Source organism: Janthinobacterium sp. GW821-FHT03A03, assembly GCF_059421435.1.
The window spans coordinates 88,344-107,420 of sequence record NZ_JBWKUZ010000009.1 but is presented as its reverse complement, the minus strand read 5'-3'; the positions used below and the strand labels follow the sequence as shown (position 1 = coordinate 107,420).

General features: G+C 60.2%; 17 protein-coding genes and 2 tRNA genes. 5 read left to right on the top strand and 14 right to left on the bottom strand.

The genetic code is table 11. The features are described from left to right. Nucleotides 1–40: 40 nt before the first annotated feature. Entirely contained in the window at nt 41–220 is a 180-nt protein-coding gene (locus AC07VI_RS17965) for a hypothetical protein (RefSeq protein WP_086148377.1), read from the top strand. A 62-nt stretch (nt 221–282) separates the two neighbouring features. Here AC07VI_RS17965 and AC07VI_RS17960 read toward each other — a convergent pair. The 6 genes from AC07VI_RS17960 to AC07VI_RS17935 all read right to left on the bottom strand — a co-directional run bounded on the left by AC07VI_RS17960 (nt 283) and on the right by AC07VI_RS17935 (nt 5,736). Beyond that, nucleotides 283–357: transfer RNA gene (locus AC07VI_RS17960), tRNA-Arg, on the bottom strand. A 94-nt stretch (nt 358–451) separates the two neighbouring features. After that, nucleotides 452–528 (bottom strand) — tRNA-Pro (locus tag AC07VI_RS17955). A gap of 125 nt (nt 529–653) precedes the next feature. After that, complete coding sequence (gene glmM / locus AC07VI_RS17950; protein WP_086148378.1) at nt 654–1,991, bottom strand: phosphoglucosamine mutase; 1,338 nt, start codon at nt 1,989–1,991, stop codon at nt 654–656. Nucleotides 1,992–2,030: 39 nt separating this feature from the next. Beyond that, entirely contained in the window at nt 2,031–2,864 is an 834-nt protein-coding gene (folP, locus tag AC07VI_RS17945; RefSeq protein ID WP_086148379.1) for a dihydropteroate synthase, read from the bottom strand. A gap of 106 nt (nt 2,865–2,970) precedes the next feature. Next, nucleotides 2,971–4,851 carry an ATP-dependent zinc metalloprotease FtsH gene (gene ftsH / locus AC07VI_RS17940; protein WP_086148380.1) on the bottom strand — a complete coding sequence of 627 codons (1,881 nt, stop codon included), beginning with the start codon at nt 4,849–4,851 and terminating at the stop codon, nt 2,971–2,973. A 201-nt stretch (nt 4,852–5,052) separates the two neighbouring features. Beyond that, entirely contained in the window at nt 5,053–5,736 is a 684-nt protein-coding gene (locus AC07VI_RS17935; RefSeq protein WP_034757436.1) for an RlmE family RNA methyltransferase, read from the bottom strand. 42 nt (nt 5,737–5,778) lie between these two features. On the opposite strand from AC07VI_RS17935, the gene AC07VI_RS17930 reads away from it, so the two are divergent. Next, entirely contained in the window at nt 5,779–6,249 is a 471-nt protein-coding gene (locus AC07VI_RS17930) for a YhbY family RNA-binding protein (RefSeq protein ID WP_010397237.1), read from the top strand. Between the two features lie 160 nt (nt 6,250–6,409). Here AC07VI_RS17930 and AC07VI_RS17925 read toward each other — a convergent pair whose 3' ends face one another. From AC07VI_RS17925 to AC07VI_RS17900, 6 genes are all read right to left on the bottom strand, one after another. Further along, on the bottom strand, nt 6,410–6,853 hold the full coding sequence (locus AC07VI_RS17925; RefSeq protein ID WP_172404916.1) for a DUF4149 domain-containing protein: 444 nt from the start codon (nt 6,851–6,853) through the stop codon (nt 6,410–6,412). Then, a complete protein-coding gene (gene greA / locus AC07VI_RS17920) occupies nt 6,853–7,329 on the bottom strand; it encodes a transcription elongation factor GreA (protein ID WP_034757428.1) in 477 nt (158 codons plus the stop codon). The genes AC07VI_RS17925 and greA overlap by 1 nt, the downstream gene beginning before the upstream one ends. Before the next feature lie 171 nt (nt 7,330–7,500). After that, nucleotides 7,501–10,737: a carbamoyl-phosphate synthase large subunit gene (gene carB, locus AC07VI_RS17915; RefSeq protein WP_099419875.1), complete on the bottom strand. Its 3,237-nt coding sequence runs from the start codon at nt 10,735–10,737 to the stop codon at nt 7,501–7,503. After that, nucleotides 10,730–11,908 carry a glutamine-hydrolyzing carbamoyl-phosphate synthase small subunit gene (gene carA / locus AC07VI_RS17910; RefSeq protein ID WP_086148383.1) on the bottom strand — a complete coding sequence of 393 codons (1,179 nt, stop codon included), beginning with the start codon at nt 11,906–11,908 and terminating at the stop codon, nt 10,730–10,732. The genes carB and carA overlap by 8 nt, the downstream gene beginning before the upstream one ends. A gap of 460 nt (nt 11,909–12,368) precedes the next feature. Then, nucleotides 12,369–12,773, bottom strand: coding sequence for a GlcG/HbpS family heme-binding protein (locus AC07VI_RS17905; protein ID WP_086148232.1), 405 nt, complete (start codon nt 12,771–12,773; stop codon nt 12,369–12,371). 59 nt (nt 12,774–12,832) lie between these two features. After that, nucleotides 12,833–13,741: a patatin-like phospholipase family protein gene (locus AC07VI_RS17900; RefSeq protein WP_086148231.1), complete on the bottom strand. Its 909-nt coding sequence runs from the start codon at nt 13,739–13,741 to the stop codon at nt 12,833–12,835. 149 nt (nt 13,742–13,890) lie between these two features. Between AC07VI_RS17900 and AC07VI_RS17895 the strand changes: the two genes are divergently transcribed. The 3 genes from AC07VI_RS17895 to AC07VI_RS17885 all read left to right on the top strand — a co-directional run bounded on the left by AC07VI_RS17895 (nt 13,891) and on the right by AC07VI_RS17885 (nt 15,430). Next, entirely contained in the window at nt 13,891–14,370 is a 480-nt protein-coding gene (locus tag AC07VI_RS17895) for a hypothetical protein (protein ID WP_492993597.1), read from the top strand. 113 nt (nt 14,371–14,483) lie between these two features. Then, complete coding sequence (locus tag AC07VI_RS17890; RefSeq protein ID WP_492993595.1) at nt 14,484–15,146, top strand: hypothetical protein; 663 nt, start codon at nt 14,484–14,486, stop codon at nt 15,144–15,146. A 14-nt stretch (nt 15,147–15,160) separates the two neighbouring features. Continuing rightward, a complete protein-coding gene (locus AC07VI_RS17885; protein WP_253252001.1) occupies nt 15,161–15,430 on the top strand; it encodes a barstar family protein in 270 nt (89 codons plus the stop codon). A gap of 14 nt (nt 15,431–15,444) precedes the next feature. On the opposite strand, the gene AC07VI_RS17880 is transcribed toward AC07VI_RS17885, so the two are convergent. Then, a complete protein-coding gene (locus tag AC07VI_RS17880; RefSeq protein WP_492993593.1) occupies nt 15,445–16,797 on the bottom strand; it encodes a hypothetical protein in 1,353 nt (450 codons plus the stop codon). A 54-nt stretch (nt 16,798–16,851) separates the two neighbouring features. Next, entirely contained in the window at nt 16,852–19,068 is a 2,217-nt protein-coding gene (locus AC07VI_RS17875) for a T6SS effector phospholipase Tle3 domain-containing protein (protein WP_492993591.1), read from the bottom strand. Nucleotides 19,069–19,077 lie beyond the last annotated feature (9 nt).

Sequence of the window (19,077 nt, the reverse complement as noted above, 5' to 3'; positions counted from 1 at the left end):
TGCTCGATGGCATCAGGCATCTGTCGACGAGGGAGATTTCATGCACGAACAACCGTTTCAGCCACGCGCGCGCAGCGTGATCCGCCAGCATCTGCCCGCGCGGGAACGGCTGCGCCTGGCCAGGCTGGCCAGCAAGAAAATGGTATCGGTATTATCTGCGCTGCTGTGCGCGGTGCCGTTGCTGTATTTGCTGAGCGTGGTGCTGTGCGCGCAGCCGTGACATGGGCTGCTGCAGAAGAGATGGCAATGCGGCAAGGTGCCGCGTGCAGGGCCAGCAAGAGCTGGTCCGCCCAGAGGGAATCGAACCCCCATTCACGGTTTAGAAGACCGTTGTCCTATCCGTTGAACGATGGGCGGAAAGGTGCAGTATTTTAATCCATGCGCGCCAGCAATGAAATGCCTGCGCGGAATAGAAAACGGGCTGTCATTTCTGACAGCCCGCTTATGACTTTGGTCGGAGTACAAGGATTCGAACCTTGGACCCCCTGGTCCCAAACCAGGTGCGCTACCGGGCTGCGCCACACTCCGAAGACAAGATAATAACGCTTCCCCACAATTTCGTCAATTGCCATAGACGAATTAGCTGGAAATAACTATCGCTCCCGCTTGGGCGCTTGCTGAAAACGATCAGGGCAAGGCTGCCCTGCGCGCCATCAGGCGCCAAGCTTGTCGGCGATGCGGCGCGCCATCGACTCGGCCTTTTCCTTCTCCTTCGCCTCCACCATCACGCGGATCAGCGGTTCCGTGCCCGAGGCGCGGATCAGCACGCGGCCCGTGTCGCCCAGCTCGGCCTCGACCTGCTCTTTCTCGGCCACCATGGCGGCGTTCTGCTGCCAGTTGAAACCGGGCGCCACGCGCACATTGATCAGGGTTTGCGGGAACAGCACCAGTTCCGCCAGGCATTGCTGCAGGCCGAGACCACTGCGCTTGAGCGCGGACAACACTTGCAACGCGGAAACGATGCCGTCCCCCGTCGTGTGCTTGTCCAGGCACAGCAGATGGCCGGAACCTTCGCCACCCAGTATCCAGCCCTTTTCCTTCATGACTTCCAGCACATAGCGGTCGCCCACCTTGGCGCGCGCAAAGCCGATGCCCTGCTGCTTGAACAGCACCTCCAGCGCCATATTGGTCATCAGGGTGCCCACGGCGCCGGCCACGGGGCCCGTTGCCAGGCGGTCCTTGACCATGACGTACAACAACTCATCGCCGTTATACAGGCGGCCCGTGGCGTCGCACATGATCAGGCGGTCGGCGTCGCCGTCGAGCGCGATGCCCAGGTCGGCGCCGTGCTCGACGACGGCGGCAGCCATGGCGGCCGTTGCCGTGGCGCCGAAGCCCGCATTGATGTTGAAGCCGTCCGGCTTGTTGCCGATGGCGATGACTTCCGCGCCCAGTTCGTGGAAGACGTGGGGCGCGATATGGTAGGCGGCGCCGTGCGCGCAATCGACGACGATCTTCAGGCCGTGCAAGTCCAGCTCATTGGGGAAGGTGCTCTTGCAAAACTCGATGTAGCGGCCCTGGGCATCGTCGAGGCGCTTGGCGCGGCCCAGCTTGTCCGACGGCACGCAGTCCATGGGCTCGTCCAGCGCCGCCTCGATTTCCAGTTCCATGCTGTCAGGCAACTTGGTGCCCTGGCCGGAAAAGAACTTGATGCCATTGTCATGGTAGGGATTGTGCGAAGCGGAAATGACCACGCCGGCCGACAGGCGCAGCGCGCGCGTCAGGTAGGCGATGGCCGGAGTCGGCATGGGGCCGGCCAGCATCACATCCACGCCGGCGGCCGACAGGCCCGCCTCCAGCGCCGCTTCCAGCATGTAGCCGGAAATGCGCGTGTCCTTGCCGATCAGCACAGTCGGCCGCGTCTTGCTTCCCTGCGATTTGGCCAGCACCTTGCCGGCCGCATAGCCGAGGCGCATGACGAAGTCAGGCGTGATCGGGGCGGCGCCCACGAGGCCGCGAATGCCATCGGTACCAAAATATTTCCGGGTCATAAATTTCTCTTTTTGTTGTTTATAATGAATCTTACAGGCTCAGTGCGCTGCGCGCCAGACCTTCAGGGCATCGACCGTTTCCGCTACATCATGCACACGGACAATTTCCGCACCTTGCGCTACCGCAGCAAGTGCGCCGGCAAGGCTGCCGGCCAGGCGCTGCTCGACGGGGCGGCCCGTAACGGCGCCCACCATCGACTTGCGCGACAGGCCGGCCAGCACGGGCAAGCCCAGTTCGCTGCGCAGCCGGCGCGTGGCCCGCAGCAAGGCGTAATTCTGCTCCACCGTCTTGCCGAAACCGAAGCCGGGGTCGATGCACAGACGCTCGCGGTCGATGCCGGCCGCCGTCATCGTTTCGACGCGCTCCTGCAGGAAGGCGATGACTTCGCCCACCACGTCTTCGTATTGCGGCTGGTCCTGCATGGTTTGCGGCACGCTTTGCATGTGCATGATGCACAGCGCGCAGTCGCTGTCCCGCACGGCCTCGATGGCGCCCGGAGCGCGGAAACCGTTGATATCGTTGATCATGTCGGCGCCCGCCAGGATGGCTTCGCGCATCACTTGCGGCTTGTAGGTGTCGACGGACAGGGGCTTGCCGCAATCGCGCAAGGCGTACAGCACCGGCATGACGCGCTGCAACTCATCGTGCAGCGGCAGCGGCGGCGCGCCGGGACGGCTCGATTCGCCGCCGATGTCGATGATGTCGGCGCCATCGAGCATCATCTGCTCGGCGCGTGACAGGGCAAACTCCAGGTGCTGGTACTGGCCCGCATCGGAAAACGAATCGGGCGTGATGTTCAGGATGCCCATCACCAGCGCTTGCGTGCCGGACAGGTTGAAGCCGAAGCGGCCGAATTGCAAATAGTGTCGCATGTAACTCTTTTTTGTCATCAGGAAAAACCGGCGCGGGAACGAAAAAGGGCAAGGATTGCTCCTTACCCTTTTTTACAGCGCGCCACCGGTCAAGGGGCGGCCGCTATCAGGCTGGCGCCGTCGCGTTCGGCGAGATGCCGCCCGAACCGCTGTCGCCCGCATTGCGGCGTGGCGGAATGACTTTCGGCGGACGCGGCTCCAGGCCGGCCATGATGTCATTGATTTGCTCTGCATCAATGGTTTCCCACTCCAGCAAGGCCTTGGTCATGACTTCGACCTTGTCGCGGTTCTCTTCGAGCAACTTGCGCGACAGCGCGTATTGCTTGTCGAGAATGCTGCGGATTTCCGCGTCGACCTTTTGCTGGGTCGCTTCCGAGATGGTCTTGGTGGCGCCACCGAAGAAACCTTCGTTTTCACTGTCTTCGTAGACCATCACGCCCATGCTGTCGGACATGCCGAAGCGGGTCACCATGGAACGGGCCAGCTTGGTGGCGCGCGAGAAGTCGTTCGAAGCACCGGTGGACATTTGCCCCACGAAAATCTCTTCGGCGATGCGGCCGCCGAACAGGATGGAAATTTCTTCCAGCATCTTGTCCTTGTAGGCGGACAGATTGTCGTGTTCCGGCAACTGCCAGGTCAGGCCCAGGGCCCAGCCGCGCGGCATGATCGTCACTTTGTGCACGGGATCGGCCTTCGGCAGCAGCTTGGCGACGACGGCGTGACCGGACTCGTGGTAAGCCGTATTGCGGCGCTCTTCCTCGCGGATGATCATCGATTTACGCTCGGGACCCATGTAGATCTTGTCTTTCGCGTCTTCGAAGTCGATCATTTCCACCAGGCGCTTGCTGCGGCGGGCGGCAAACAGGGCTGCCTCGTTGACCAGGTTGGCCAGGTCAGCGCCCGAGAAGCCGGGGGTGCCGCGGGCCAGGATATCGGCTTTCACGTCGGTACCGATAGGTACTTTGCGCATGTGCACGTTCAAGATCTGTTCGCGGCCGCGGATATCGGGCAAGCCGACGGAGACCTGGCGGTCGAAACGGCCCGGACGCAGCAAGGCTTTGTCGAGCACGTCGGCGCGGTTGGTGGCGGCCACGACGATCACGCCGGAGTTCGCTTCAAAACCGTCCATCTCGACCAGCAGCTGGTTCAAGGTCTGCTCGCGCTCGTCATTGCCGCCGCCCATGCCGGCGCCGCGGTGACGGCCCACAGCGTCGATCTCGTCGATGAAGATGATGCAAGGCGAGTGCTTTTTCGCGTTTTCAAACATGTCGCGCACGCGGGAGGCGCCCACGCCGACGAACATTTCCACGAAGTCGGAACCGGAAATCGAGAAGAACGGCACCTTGGCTTCGCCGGCGATGGCGCGCGCCAGCAGGGTTTTACCCGTGCCCGGCGGGCCGACCATCAGCACGCCGCGGGGAATGCGGCCGCCCAGTTTCTGGAATTTGCTCGGGTCCTTGAGGAAGTCGACCACTTCGTTGACTTCCTCTTTCGCTTCGTCGCAACCGGCGACGTCGGCGAAGGTAACGGTGTTGCTGGCTTCATCCATCATGCGCGCCTTCGACTTGCCGAACGAGAATGCCCCGCCCTTGCCGCCGCCCTGCATCTGACGCATGAAGAAGACCCAGACGCCGATCAACAGCAGCATGGGGAACCAGGAAACAAAAATAGTTTGCAGGAACGACGCTTCCTCGGGCGGACGCACATCGAAATGCACGCCATTGTCGCGCAGGTCGCCGATCAGACCCTTGTCGAGGCTGGTCGCGGTGGTACGCACCTTGGTGTCGTCCATCAGCTTGGCGGTGATCGTCGACCCTTCGATGACGACATCCTTGACGCGCTTGGCTTTGACTTCATCCAGCAAGTCGGAATAAGCGATGGCCTTGCTGCCGCCTGTGGAGCCATGACTTTCGAATTGCTTGAACAGCATGAACAACAGCAGCAATACGACTACCCAGATGGCAGATTTGGAAAACATGTTATTCACGAAGACTCCTTGGATGCAGTGCGCATCTCTTTACCTATAGCTAGAAACACGATTTTACTCGCAATAAGCGGGCCGTGCCAAAGCCCGCCGATCCGTGCGCGCGAAAAAACCGCGTTCACGCAAAAAAATGCAGTATAAACAATTCAGGCTTTTCCACCACTGCCTCTACCGCACTTCTCGTTCCCATGTGCGGATTCCGCCTTAAATATCAAGGGCGGAATCATCTTCTTCAACGGCATTTTTCAGCGGATTCTTGATTCCGCGTCCCATCAGGAAGATTTCCGATGATTTATCGCGGCTGGCCTTGGGCTTTTTCTGCACCACGACCTTGAATTCGGCGCGGAATTTCTCCACGATCTGGCTGAAACCCATGTCTTTAAAGCATTTCACCAGCAATACGCCCGATGGCTTCAAATGCAATTGCGAAAATTCGATGGCCAGGTCGATCAGATGCTCCATGCGCGCGGCGTCCGCCGTGGCGATGCCCGACAGGTTGGGCGCCATGTCCGACAGGACCAGGTCAACCTTGCGTCCTTGCAACACCACCTCCAGCTGGCGCAGCACGCGCGCTTCGCGGAAGTCGCCCTGGATGAAGTGGAAATCGGCGATCGGCTCCATTTCCAGCATGTCCAGGCCAATCAGGGTACCATTGACCCCGCCGCCGTCCTTGCCGGCCAGCTTGCGCCGCGTGTACTGGGCCCAGCTGCCGGGAGTGCAGCCCAGGTCGACAATCACCTGGCCAGGTTTGATCAGTTTTTCGTCTTCATCGATTTCTTTGAGCTTGTATGCTGCCCGGGCGCGGTAGCCCTCTTTTTGCGCCAACTTCACATAAGGATCATTTATGTGGTCGTGCAACCAGTTTTTGTTTAATTTCTTCTTTGCCATTCGCGTAGAATACTGCTTTTAAGGGAATTACTAAATATTATTATGCTAAAACTTACACCCGTAGAGCGCAGCGCACTGCGCGCCGAAGCACACGCGCTGAAGCCTATCGTCATCATTGGCGAAGCGGGCTTGACACCTGCTGTCCTCAAAGAGATCGACCTGGGCCTGGATTCGCACGGCCTGATTAAAGTCCGCGTGTTCGGCGACGACCGCGAAGCCCGCGTTGGAATGTACGATACGATTTGCGGCAATCTCGGCGCCGCCCCGGTACAACATATAGGCAAACTGCTGGTAATCTACCGTCCGAAAAAAGAAGTGGTTAAAGAGAAGGTCAGCGCCGGCAAAGGCATGCGCGAAGTGACCATCGTCAAGGCCAGCGCCAGCGGCACCAAGCGCCCCAGCGTGACGAAAGTCATGATCAAGGGCAATGAACGCGTTACCGAAGGCGGTTCCATCAAGCGTGCCAAGCCACGTCAGAAAAGCGCCAAGAAAAGCGCACTGGGCAGCAAGTAAGCCTGTTCACCCGGCCACCGCAAGGCGGCCGGGCTTGAAACAAGAAGCGGAGCACGGGATATCCCCTGCTCCGCTTTTTTTTGGGGGCAGACCCGGCGGGGGATTCCGTCCCGATGGGATGGAATCCACGCTCAAAGAGACTGCCCCGGCAGTTAACACTTTACTGCTGTTTCCAGATTAACACGCCCGCCAGCAGGCTCTGCACGGCAAAGATCAGGGTCGACACGCCATGCAGCATGCCGAAGCGGCTGCGCATGGTCTCGTCCATGATGCCCGCTGGCGCTTGCGCCTTGAGTTCGGCCATCAGCGGCGTGATGCCGAAATGGCTGAGCAGCGCGCACACCAGCATGGACAGCACCAGCGCGCCCAGCAGGCGCCGGCGCTTCGCTTCCAGCGCGCCGGGGCACCACTGCAGCAGGGCCAGCAGTACCAGCGCACAGGCGAAGGACAGCCACGCCTCGGCGCGGAACATGCTGCCGGCGATATTGCCTGCCAGCACGCGGTCGCTCAAGGTGCCGAACAGGGTCGGCGCCACGACGAAGCCGATGGTCCACAGGCTGCCCGCCCACAGGGTGGCAACGAGGATGCGCAGGCGCGTCAGCATCAGATGTACAGCACTTCCAGGATTTCGTATTCGCGCGGGCCGGACGGCGCCTGCACTTCCACCACGTCGCCGGCGTACTTGCCGATCAGCGCGCGGGCGATCGGCGACGTCACGGAAACCTTGTTCATTTTCAGGTCGGCTTCATCGAGGCCGACGATCTGGTACGTGACTTTCTGGCCCGATTCCAGGTCTTCCAGGTTCACGGTCGAGGCAAACACCACGCGGCCTTCCGCGTCCAGCGCGGTCGGGTCGATGATTTGCGCTGCACCCAGCTTGCCTTCGAGCTCGGCGATGCGGCCTTCGACGAAGGCCTGGCGTTCCTTGGCGGCATCGTACTCGGCGTTTTCCGACAAATCTCCGTGCGAACGCGCTTCGGCGATCGCATCGATGACGATGCGGCGTTCCTTGGTCTTCAAATGATGCAGCTCTTCCTTCAGGAGTTCTGCGCCGTATTTGGTCAATGGGACTGAGGTCATGTTATCTCTACTATCTGCTAGTTATCGGCGCCGTTGCCGTGTTTTGTCACGCTGAACGGACTTACCAAGTGAAAACCACAGAGGCCGCGCGCTGCTCTGCACGGAACTCTGTGGTTGATAAGCATGCAGTGTACCGCCTAACGGCGGCCACTGCAAATGACACGCGGACTATTAAGCCTGCTGCAGGGTCTTGTGCAGGCCTTGCAGATCGTAGACGCGCAACTCATCCAGATGGCGGATGCCTTCGACGGCCGCTTCCGCGCCGGCGATGGTGGTGTAGGTCGTCACGCGCGACGCCAGGGCCGAGGTGCGGATGGCCCGCGAATCGACGATGGCGCTGCGTTTTTCTTCCACGGTGTTGATCACCAGCACGATTTCATGGTTCTTGATCATGTCGACCACGTGCGGACGGCCCTCGATCACCTTGTTCACCGGCGTGACGGCGATGCCGGCAGCCGCGATCACGGCAGCCGTGCCCTTGGTGGCGACCACGGTGAAGCCGGACTCGACCAGGTCGCGCGCCACTTGCACGGCGCGCGGCTTGTCCGACGCTTTCACGCTGATGAAGACCTTGCCCGATTTTGGCAGGTTCACGCCGGCGCCCAGTTGCGATTTCACAAACGCTTCGCCGAACGTCAGGCCCACGCCCATGACTTCGCCCGTCGACTTCATTTCAGGGCCGAGGATGGTGTCCACGCCCGGGAACTTGACGAACGGGAACACGGCTTCCTTGACGCTGAAATATGGCGGCACGACTTCCTGCGTGATGCCTTGCGAGGCCAGCGACTGGCCGACCATGCAGCGGGCGGCGATCTTCGCCAGCTGCAGACCGGTGGCTTTCGACACGAAAGGCACGGTGCGCGACGCGCGTGGATTGACTTCCAGCACGAAGACGACGTCTTTCAGCTGGCCGTCGATCTCCTGTTTCTGGATAGCAAATTGCACGTTCATCAGGCCGACCACGTTCAAACCCTTGGCCATCAGCGCCGTCTGGCGCTTCAGTTCTTCAATGGTTTCCGCTGCCAGCGAATACGGCGGCAAGGAGCAAGCCGAGTCGCCCGAATGGACGCCGGCCTGTTCGATGTGTTCCATCACGCCGCCGATGAACGTCGTTTCGCCGTCGGAGATGCAATCGACGTCGCACTCGATGGCGTCGTTCAGGAAGCGGTCCAGCAGCACGGGCGAATCGTGCGAAACCTTGACGGCTTCGCGCATGTAGCGCTCGAGGTCGCGCTGCTCGTGGACGATTTCCATGGCGCGCCCGCCCAGCACGTACGATGGACGCACGACCAGCGGGTAGCCGATTTCCTGCGCCAGCGCCAAAGCGTCGGCTTCCGTGCGCGCCGTGCGGTTAGGCGGCTGGCGCAGTTCCAGCGTGTGCAGCATCTGCTGGAAACGCTCGCGGTCTTCGGCCGCGTCGATCATGTCGGGCGAGGTGCCGATGATGGGCACGCCGTTCGCTTCCAGGTCCAGCGCCAGTTTCAATGGCGTCTGGCCGCCGTACTGCACGATCACGCCCACCGGTTTTTCGATGGCGACGATTTCCAGCACGTCTTCCAGCGTCAGCGACTCGAAGTACAGGCGGTCCGAAGTATCGTAGTCGGTGGAAACCGTTTCCGGGTTGCAATTGACCATGATGGTCTCGTAGCCGTCTTCGCGCATGGCGAGGGCCGCGTGGACGCAGCAATAGTCAAACTCGATGCCCTGGCCGATACGGTTCGGGCCACCGCCCAGCACCATGATCTTTTTCTTGTCGGTCGGATTCGACTCGCACTCTTCGTCGTACGTGGAATACATGTACGCCGTGTCGGTCGAGAATTCCGCTGCGCAAGTGTCGACGCGCTTGTAGACGGGACGGATGTTCAGCGCATGGCGCTGCTGGCGCACGGCCGTGTCGGTCGTTTGCAGCAAAAAGCCCAGGCGGCGGTCCGAGAAGCCCTTCTGTTTCAGCTTGTACAGGGTGTTCTTGTCCAGGTTTTCCAGCTTCTGCGTGTCCAGCCACAGTTCCAGGTCGACGATTTCCTTGATCTGGATCAGGAACCATGGGTCGATCTTGGTCAGCTGGTGCACTTCTTCCAGGGTAAAGCCCTGGGCAAACGCGTCGCCCACGTACCAGATGCGCTCGGGACCGGGCTCGCCCAGCTCCTCTTCGATCTTCTCGCGGTCCTTGGTCTTTTCGTTCATGCCGTCCACGCCCACTTCCAGGCCGCGCAAGGCTTTCTGGAACGATTCCTGGAAGGTACGGCCGATGGCCATCACTTCGCCGACGGATTTCATCTGCGTCGTCAGGTGGTCGTCGGCCGTCGGGAATTTCTCGAACGTGAAACGGGGGATCTTCGTGACGACGTAATCGATCGACGGTTCGAACGAGGCCGGCGTGGCGCCGCCCGTGATTTCATTGCGCAGCTCATCCAGGGTGAAACCGACGGCCAGCTTGGCGGCGATCTTGGCAATCGGGAAACCCGTCGCTTTCGATGCCAGTGCCGACGAACGCGACACGCGCGGGTTCATCTCGATGACGATCATGCGGCCATCGACGGGGTTGATCGAAAATTGCACGTTCGAACCGCCCGTGTCGACGCCGATCTCGCGCAGCACTGCCAGACTGGCATTGCGCATGATCTGGTATTCCTTGTCCGTCAGCGTTTGCGCTGGCGCCACCGTGATGGAGTCGCCCGTGTGCACGCCCATCGGGTCGAGGTTTTCGATCGAGCAGATGATGATGCAGTTGTCCGCCTTGTCGCGCACCACTTCCATCTCGTACTCTTTCCAGCCCAGCAACGATTCTTCGATCAGCAGCTCTTTCGTCGGCGATGCTTCCAGGCCGCGCTTGCAGATGGTTTCGAATTCTTCTTCGTTGTACGCGATGCCGCCGCCGGAGCCGCCCATGGTGAACGATGGACGGATGATGGTCGGGAAGCCCAAGGTGCGCTGCACGGCCCACGATTCTTCCATCGAGTGCGCCACGCCCGAGCGTGCCGAACCGAGGCCGATCTTGGTCATCGCGTCCTTGAACTTGGCACGGTCTTCCGCCTTGTCGATGGCTTCCGGCGAGGCGCCGATCAGTTCGACGTTGTATTTTGCCAGCACGCCATTGTTGAACAGGTCCAGCGCGCAGTTCAGCGCCGTCTGGCCGCCCATCGTCGGCAGGATGGCGTCCGGACGCTCCTTGGCGATGATGCGCTCAACGACCGACCAGGTGATCGGTTCGATATAGGTCACATCGGCCATTTCCGGATCGGTCATGATGGTCGCAGGATTGCTGTTGACCAGGATGACTTTGTAGCCCTCTTCGCGCAGGGCCTTGCACGCTTGCGCGCCGGAATAATCGAATTCGCAGGCCTGGCCGATGACGATCGGGCCGGCGCCAATAATCAGAATACTTTTGATATCTAAACGTTTAGGCATTTTTCTTTTTCTCCTCCGCAGCCATCAAGTTGATGAAGCGGTCAAACAGGTAAGCAACATCCATCGGGCCCGGCGACGCTTCAGGGTGGCCCTGGAAGCAGAAGGCCGGCTTGTCCGTGCGGGCAAAGCCCTGCAGGGAGCCGTCGAACAGCGATTCATGGGTTACGCGGCAATTCGCGGGCAAGGTTGCCGCGTCAACGGCGAAACCGTGGTTTTGCGAGGTAATCAAGACCTGTTTCGTTTCCAGGTCTTGCACCGGGTGGTTGGCGCCGTGGTGGCCGAACTTCATCTTCAGCGTCTTCGCGCCGGAAGCGAGCGCCATGATCTGGTGGCCGAGGCAGATGCCGAAGGTCGGGATGCCCTTCTCGATCAGCTCCTTGGTCGCCGCGATGGCGTAGTCGCACGGTTCCGGGTCGCCGGGGCCGTTCGACAGGAATATGCCGTCCGGATTCAGCGCCAGGGCGTCGGCCGCCGTCGCCTGCGCCGGCAGCACGGTGACTTTGCAGCCGCGCGCCGTCAGCATGCGCAGGATATTGCGCTTGACGCCGTAGTCGAAGGCGACCACATGGTATTTCGCGTCGGCGTCAAGCAGCTGGCCATAGCCTTCGCCCAAGGTCCATTCCGTTTCGCGGTACTCGTAGGCGGCCTTGCTCGATACCACCTTGGCCAGGTCCATGCCGGCCAGGCCGGGGAAGGAGCGGGCCAGTTCCAGCGCTTGCGCGGAAGACGGCTCATTGCCTTGCGTGCCGACGAGGATGGCGCCGCCCTGCGCGCCTTTTTCACGCAGGATGCGCGTGAGCTTGCGTGTATCGATGCCGGCGATGGCGACGATATTTTCAGCTTTCAGGTAGTCGGACAGGGAAAGGGTGGAACGGAAATTGGATGCCAGCAATGGCAGATCGCGGATGATGAGGCCAGCGGCGTGAATCTTGGAAGATTCGACATCTTCCGGATTGACGCCCGTATTGCCGATATGGGGATAGGTCAGGGTGACCATCTGGCGGCAATAGCTTGGGTCGGTAAGGATTTCCTGATACCCGGTCATCGAGGTGTTGAACACAACCTCGCCCGTGGTATGACCGGCGGCGCCGATCGAAAAACCTTTAAAGATCGTTCCATCAGCAAGCGCTAATATGGCTGGAACGGCAGGGCCAGAAAAAAATGGCGGCAAGGGCAACTCCTGATAAAGTTACCGTAGCTGCGCCACGTCAGACCGACCGCCTAGATACCCGAGCTGCATGCACTCAGGGCGTTTCAACGGTCATTTTGAATGAGGGGATGGGTAGTCGCTACGGTATATGTGTGATTGGCTAAACCTTTGAATTATAACCAAAAGGAAGCTTTTCCACAAGGAAGAAAATACAGAAGGCCCGGCATTTTTTTGCGCAGCAACATAAAATCGGCGCCCCATGAAAAAAGCCGCCCGGCTTGCGCGGAGCGGCTAGTTCATTCTTCTGAATACACAATTGCGGTTATTACTTAAATCACACAAATCACAGTTGACGTCACGGCACCTGGCAAAACCGTAGCGAGCGGCAGTGATTTGTGGCCGAGAAGCGCAACCGTACTAAAGTACGGCGAGCATCGCCGGCCGCAAGGCGCGCCGCGCAGTAGGTTTGGCCAGGTGCCCATCACACCAAGGCGGCGATACCGGCTTTGGCGATTTGCGCATCTTCCGCCGACTTGACGCCCGAGACGCCGACGGCGCCCACGTAGTGGCCGTCGTACACGATGGGCACGCCGCCTTCGAGCAAGCCGTCGATTTCCGGGGCGCTCAGGAACGACACGCGGCCGCCGTTGATCATCTCTTCATAGATGCGCGATTCGCGGCGGCCCAGGGCGGCCGTCTTGGCTTTCGACGGGGCAATGTGCGACGAGATCGGCGCCACGCCGTCCATGCGCTGCAGCCACAGCAGGTGGCCGCCGTCGTCGACGATGGCGATCGTGACCGCCCAGTTATTCTTGACCGCTTCCGCTTCGGCGGCGGCAGCGATTTTCTTTACGTCGTCCAGGGTCAAAATCGGTTTCGATTGCATGGTGCATCCTTGTTATGTTGAAGCAAAATTGTATACGAAATGCGCGGTGAAACCACTGCTTACTGCTCGCGTTTGGCCTTCAGCTTTTGCTTAAGCTGCGCCATGACGGCAAACGTCGCCTGCTCGCCCGCCAGGATGGCCTGGTTGCGGCTGTTGAAATCGTTGCCTTTCATGGTGCCCAGGCTGGGCTGGATCACCACGTCCGCATCTTTCAGTTCAAACTGGTTGATGCGCTGGCCCATGATGGCGAACGTCTGCATCAGCACTTCCATCGAGCTGATGGCCTTTTGCGCATCCGTTTGCGACGAGATATTCACGGCAATGATGAAGTCGGCGCCCATGTCGCGCGCAAAGCGCACGGGCACGGGGGCGACCAGGCCGCCATCGACATAGGTGTGGCCGGCTATGGTCACGGGCTGGAACACGCCCGGCACGGCCGACGAGGCGCGCACGGCCATGCCGGTGTTGCCACGCTGAAACAGAATCGGCTGGCCATTTTTCAAATCGGTTGCCACGACGCCGAATGGAATCTTGAGTTTTTCCAGCGGCACGCCGCCGACGGCCTTGTTGACATAACTTTGCAGCGCCTCGCCCTTCAGCACGCCGGACGACTTGCCGAACAGGGGCAAGGCCCAGTCGGAAATGGCCGCCTCGTCCATGTCGAAGGCCATCTTTTGCAAGGCGAAGCCGGAGTTGCCCGCCGCATACAGGGCGCCCACGACGCTGCCGGCGCTGGTGCCGGTGACGATGTCGGCGTGGATGCCCTGCGATTCGAGCGCCTTGATCACGCCGATATGCGCAAAGCCGCGCGCCGCGCCGCCGCCCAGGGCCAGGCCGATCCTGATCTTGCGAGGAGCGACGACGGGTTCCGGCGGCGTCAATACTTGTACGGGTTTCGGGGCGGTGGTATCGCAGCCGGCCAGCACGAAGGCGGCCAGGGCAAGCAGGGTCAGGCGTTTAGGGAACATAGTGACAGGGGAGAACCGCACGCGGCAGTGGCAACAAAGGAGAGCCGATTGTAGCGCAAGCGGGGCCGCCCGCACTGAAGGCCGTCTTAAATGTTTATAAATGACAAGATTCCGAACCGTGCGCGCCGCGCCGGCTGCTAGACTGGCGCATGGTTTCCCACCTCCCCACCTCCTGGCTTATGAAAACAGACCTGTTCCGCCTCATCGCGCACCCATGCTTGCTCGTTGCTACCCTGCTCGGCGCAGCCTGCGCCAACGCCACCCCTGCGGCGGCAACGCAGCGCCCAGATAGCATCGCGGAAAGGATGGCGGGCTTTACCTGCACGGGCAACATACAGATTCCCCCTGATCAGGAGGAGCACACGATTGAACTCAGCTTCGACGCCCCCGACCGGCACGGCGCGCAAGGCACCCACATCATTGACGGGCGCGGCAAGGCGAGTAATTTCTACGGCTGCCGGCAAAGCGGCGACAGCTTGTCTTGCACGTATGACGCGGGGCCAAGCAGCGGCCCGCTGACCATGCGCTTTACCGGCAACTTGACGCAGGTAAAGGGCGAATTCAATTCCCCGTTTGAAAACAGCATCGCCTTGCAATTTTCCGCACGCTGCCAAAAATCGGAACAGTAGCAGCCAACTCGGCCGGGACGCAGCATCCTGTCCATGGGACAACCCTGCCCATGGGATAGCTGGTTCGCATATCGAATCGCCCTAACATCGTATTACTCGCCAAATCGCTCAACATGTCCGACGAATATCAATTTTCCGACAGCCGCGCCCTGAGCGCCCCATTTGCAGAACAGTTATCGAGGCAGCCGCCCGATGGCGCCCTCGCCTGGCTGAGCGCCATCCTCGCCACGCAGGCACCCATGCTGCGCTCGTCGAACGCCATCCTGCTGGCCTACACGGGCAATCCGGCCGCCATCGCCTGGCTAGAGGCCAATGTCGGCTCGCCCGTGGCCGGGCAATGGGGCGTGGCGGCGGCCCTGCTGGACACGCCCTGGCCGCAAATCGTTGATTGGCTGCAACGGGGCAGCGCACACCGGCTGATGGCGCTCGATACCCTGCTGGCCTACCGCAAGCCAGCCGTCAACATGTCGCCGCTGGAACAGATCGCCGCCCCCGTGCTGCCGCAGGCGCCCGCGCGCGCCGAACTCGACGCCGCGCTGGCCGCCTGTCTGGCGGCATCTTCCACGCCGCGCATCCAGGCGGCCATCGGCTCGATCAACAAGCACGTGGACGAGATCCTGCGCGGCGGCCCGCGCGGCGTGGCCGTGGCCGACTTGCCGCGCCTGTACCTCGACCCGGCACCATTCAAGGATGCGCCCGCCATCCTGGAGCAGCACGCGTCTGTGGTGGGCGGCATGCGGCAAAACCTGCAGAACCTGCTCAAAGGCATACTGTGAACAGGCAAACCCTTGTGACAATCGATTTGAGCGAGATCAATACGCCGCGCCAGCTGCACGCGGCGCTGGCGGCCACGCTGGGTTTCCCTTCCTTCTACGGCATGAACTGGGATGCGTTCTGGGACGCCATCACGGGCCTGGTGGACATGCCGCAACAGCTGGAGCTGCACGGCTGGCCAGCCTTCGCGGCACGCCTGCCCCACGATGCGGCCATGCTGCAGCGCATCCTGGCGCGCATGGCGCAGGACATGCCGGCCCAGGCGGCGCAGGTGCGCCATGCCTGAGCTTTTACCATCGATTACTTCGAATATCCCTGCTCATTGAACTGCCCCGCATCCAAGGTGGCCCAGGCATGGCGGATGCCCCACCACATCAGATAGGCATTGCCGCCGCCGCGCGCGCGGAACCATGGTTTCACGGGGTCGATCGGCCGCACCTTAGCCGGCGGCAAGATCAGCACGCCGGTCGTCTGAGCCGCGTCGCTGGTGCCCGCCACCAGCACGTTCTCACCAAAGTGATTCGCCTGCGCAATGCCCAGCGCCACGTTGGTCAAGGCCGTGGCGGCGCCCATTTCGCCCAGCAAGGCCGGGGGGTTGAAGGTCTGCCGGAGGAAATCGAAGGCCGGCAATTCCATCGTCAAGGTCTGCGCCAGGTGGCCGATGCGGTCCGACGAGGCCGGATGCGTGTTGTGCGCGTCGTGGATCACATAGCCGATATCCACCTCGCTCTTGCGCCCGTTGCCTGCCGCCTGCGCCAGGGTCGCCTGCCACGCCTGCACCGTGGGCGGCGGCAAGCCCTTCTGCGCCGTAAAGGCACCGACCTGCTGCGTGGCCGGATAGCCTATCCACGCCAGCGCATCGCGCTCCGTCTTGTAGTTCGGACCTGCCAATACCAGCAAGACCATGTTTTCATTGATCTGCTCATCTTTCGGAAAACTGGGCGCATCCCAGCTCATCACCCACACCGTTTCCTTCGGATGCGCCTGCAGATAATCGAGGGCGGCGGCCAGAGAGATAAAACCGGCATTCGCGCCGCCGGCCGTCACGCGCACGTCGGGCGGGGTGGACTTGGTCCAGGAGTTGGGGAAACTTGGATTCCCGATGGAAAAAGTATCGATGATTTCTTCGCGCAGTGCCTCGCCTGCCTGAATAGGGTCAAAGCGCACTGCGGGCACCGCGTATTCGACGTGGATACCCGCCAACTCATTCCAGCCTTTTTTGTGTTTGAAGTCGTGGGCGTTATAAAAATAGGTGGGGTTGGAAAAATAGACTCCATGAAATCTCAATATCATATTTGAAACATAAGAATAGTGAAAATTACTAAAATTACTCTTACTTTTTTCTACTTGTGAAATATCTGAAACAAACCTGATTTTTGAAAAAATCTCCGGATATAGCTCCAACATGTCATCTTTCTTATTCGGACGAACTTTCCCCAACGTCCATAAAAGCTGCCATTCCGTCGAATAATCTTGACGTTGCAAAGGATTCAACCATTGCACACCGACAACCTGCGCAATAAATTTCTCATCAACATCTGGCACTCCCAATTTAGCATTTCCGATAGGGAATTCATGAACAACTGTACTGGCAGACACTCCCATTGTCGCCATGATCGAAGTGATTGCAGATAATAAGTATTTTTTTACCATGACAAATCTTTCATCATTGAAAAATAAAATACAAAAATATTGAAATATTTGTATTTATTTATTTTCTCGGAAATTTTTTATTTTTTCCGGAATGGATCCTTCTGTAGAATATCTACTCCAATCAATAACTGTTTTTCCCTCCAAATCTCCTTTTGCGAAATATCTATGAAAGATTTTCATATCTTTATTATCTAACCGTCCTTCAAGAAACCGCCAATCCGCCATCGTCCTCAACTCCCGCAAATCCGTTTCCAGCAGATGGCAACAGCCCACGGCCACGTCATACGCAAGCGCCTTTCTGGAATGCTCGCTGTTGGTCAGGATGGTGGAGTGATCGGTGGCATAGGTGCCCACGTTGCCGGCCAGGCCCGCCTGGATTTTCCGCTGGCGCCATGCCGTGTATTGCGCGCTCGCCGTCTCGGGACGGTCTTCTTCCGTGACTTGTTTGTCTTTCCCGACCTTGCCTTCGCGCTTGGCCATCATGCGCAGGGAGGCGTGGTATTCGTATTGCAGGGCCGCTTCGCTCTCCTCGTTGCCGCGCGCGGCATCGGTGCGCTGTTTTTCGCCATGCAGGCCGCCGCGCGGTATCGACAGCTCGCGCTCGCCATGGAACGGGTCCCCCGCCGGATGGGCGGCATCCTTGTTGCGATTCCAGCCATGCGGATGCAGTCCCATGTCGAAACTGGGGCAGATAGCGCCAAATAACTTCGCCTGCGGAAAGAAGCTCTCTGGCAGGTCGGGCGCTTCCAGCGGGATTTTCCAGTACTTGTCGGGCGAGGCATTGATACGCTTGCGCATCAAGGTGGTGGCCACGATGGCGATGGGCGCAAACGCCACGGTGAGTATCTGGAACAGCCAGTTCTCTTGCGCTTCCACCCCCTTTTCCACGCTATAGGTGGAAATCATGGAAGGCGGATTCCAGAAATGGTCGCTGCCAAAATCAATGGCAGGACGGTGATCACCCCAGTAGTCGTACGCGCCTTTTACGCCGACAGGAAAACCCTCGGCAAACACGCGCTGGGTAAATACTCCCTCGCCGCCTGCCCTGGCGATTTCGCCGGGGTCGAGCTTGCCCTGGCGGTCTTTCTTTGGCAGGCCATTCTTGTCCAGCACTGGGCCGGCCAGGCCGCGCCAGCCGATGCCTTGCACCGTCAGGGACGAGATCACCTGGTCGTGCGGATTGCAATACAGGGTCACGCGTCCCACGGTCGCGCCCCGCACGCCATAACTGTCAATATCGTGCTGCGCCTTGAATGGGTGGTGCGCACTGCTCATGGCCTGGTCGATTTTTTCGGCCGGCCATTGTGCGGCGCGCCGCTCGCCGATGAGGGCAAAGAAGGCCGCCAGCGTGTCGATGCGCGCCGCGGCCGTCTGGCGGCCCGTGCTGCCATCGGCCGCTTTCAGGTTCGACGACGTCCAGTTCTCCGCCATGTTGTCTTCCACCACGCTGTAGGGTGGATTGCACAACACATAATTGTCGGCAATGCAAGGCCACAGCCTGCCTTGGGAATCAGCCACCTTGGGCAGGCGTTCGCCCAGGAAGGCCGCTGCCATGCTGACCATATTGCCCTGGCTATGGCACACGATGGTGATCGGCACATCGGCCTGCTTTTTCCGGATGGCCTCGATCAGCCGGGCCAGGCGGTAGGCGGCCAGCACGAAATACGGGCGTGGCGGGCAGGCGTACACCTGCCGGTCATTGGTCGGATTCATGTGCTGGATCTGCATCCACAGGAACAGCTGGTCCGACAGGCCTTCGCTCCACAGGTCCGGCAGCGAAGTGCAGCCATTGGCGAACGGTCCGCCGCCCCAGTAATTCTGTTCGTTCAGGAATATGCCGTCGCCATACGTCTGCAACTCGATATCATTGGCTGCATAGCCCCAGCGAAAGCGGATCACGGGCGAATAGCCATCGCCTTCCATGAAGGTTCTGGGTTTCATCAGCGGGTTAATGAAACCGTCGCGCGTCAGCTGTTTCAGATAGCGGGCCGGCGTCATGGCAATGCCTTCCTGGGCGCCACGCCCGGCATCGTGTACGCGCCGGTGCAAGCGCGCATTCAATCCCGCGCACAAACCAGTTTCCGCCTCGTCATACCATTCGCCATCGGAATTCACGCCATGCACGAAGATCATGATGCCTGGCAAGGGCAGGCGCGTGGTAATCGGCAGCGTGTCATGGTCGAAGCGCAGCAAGCCGTCTTTTTCGCCTATCTGCAGGTATTTGCTTTCATCGAAGGGCAGGGAACCTGCCTTGGGCTTGTGCACACTCATGCCTGACTC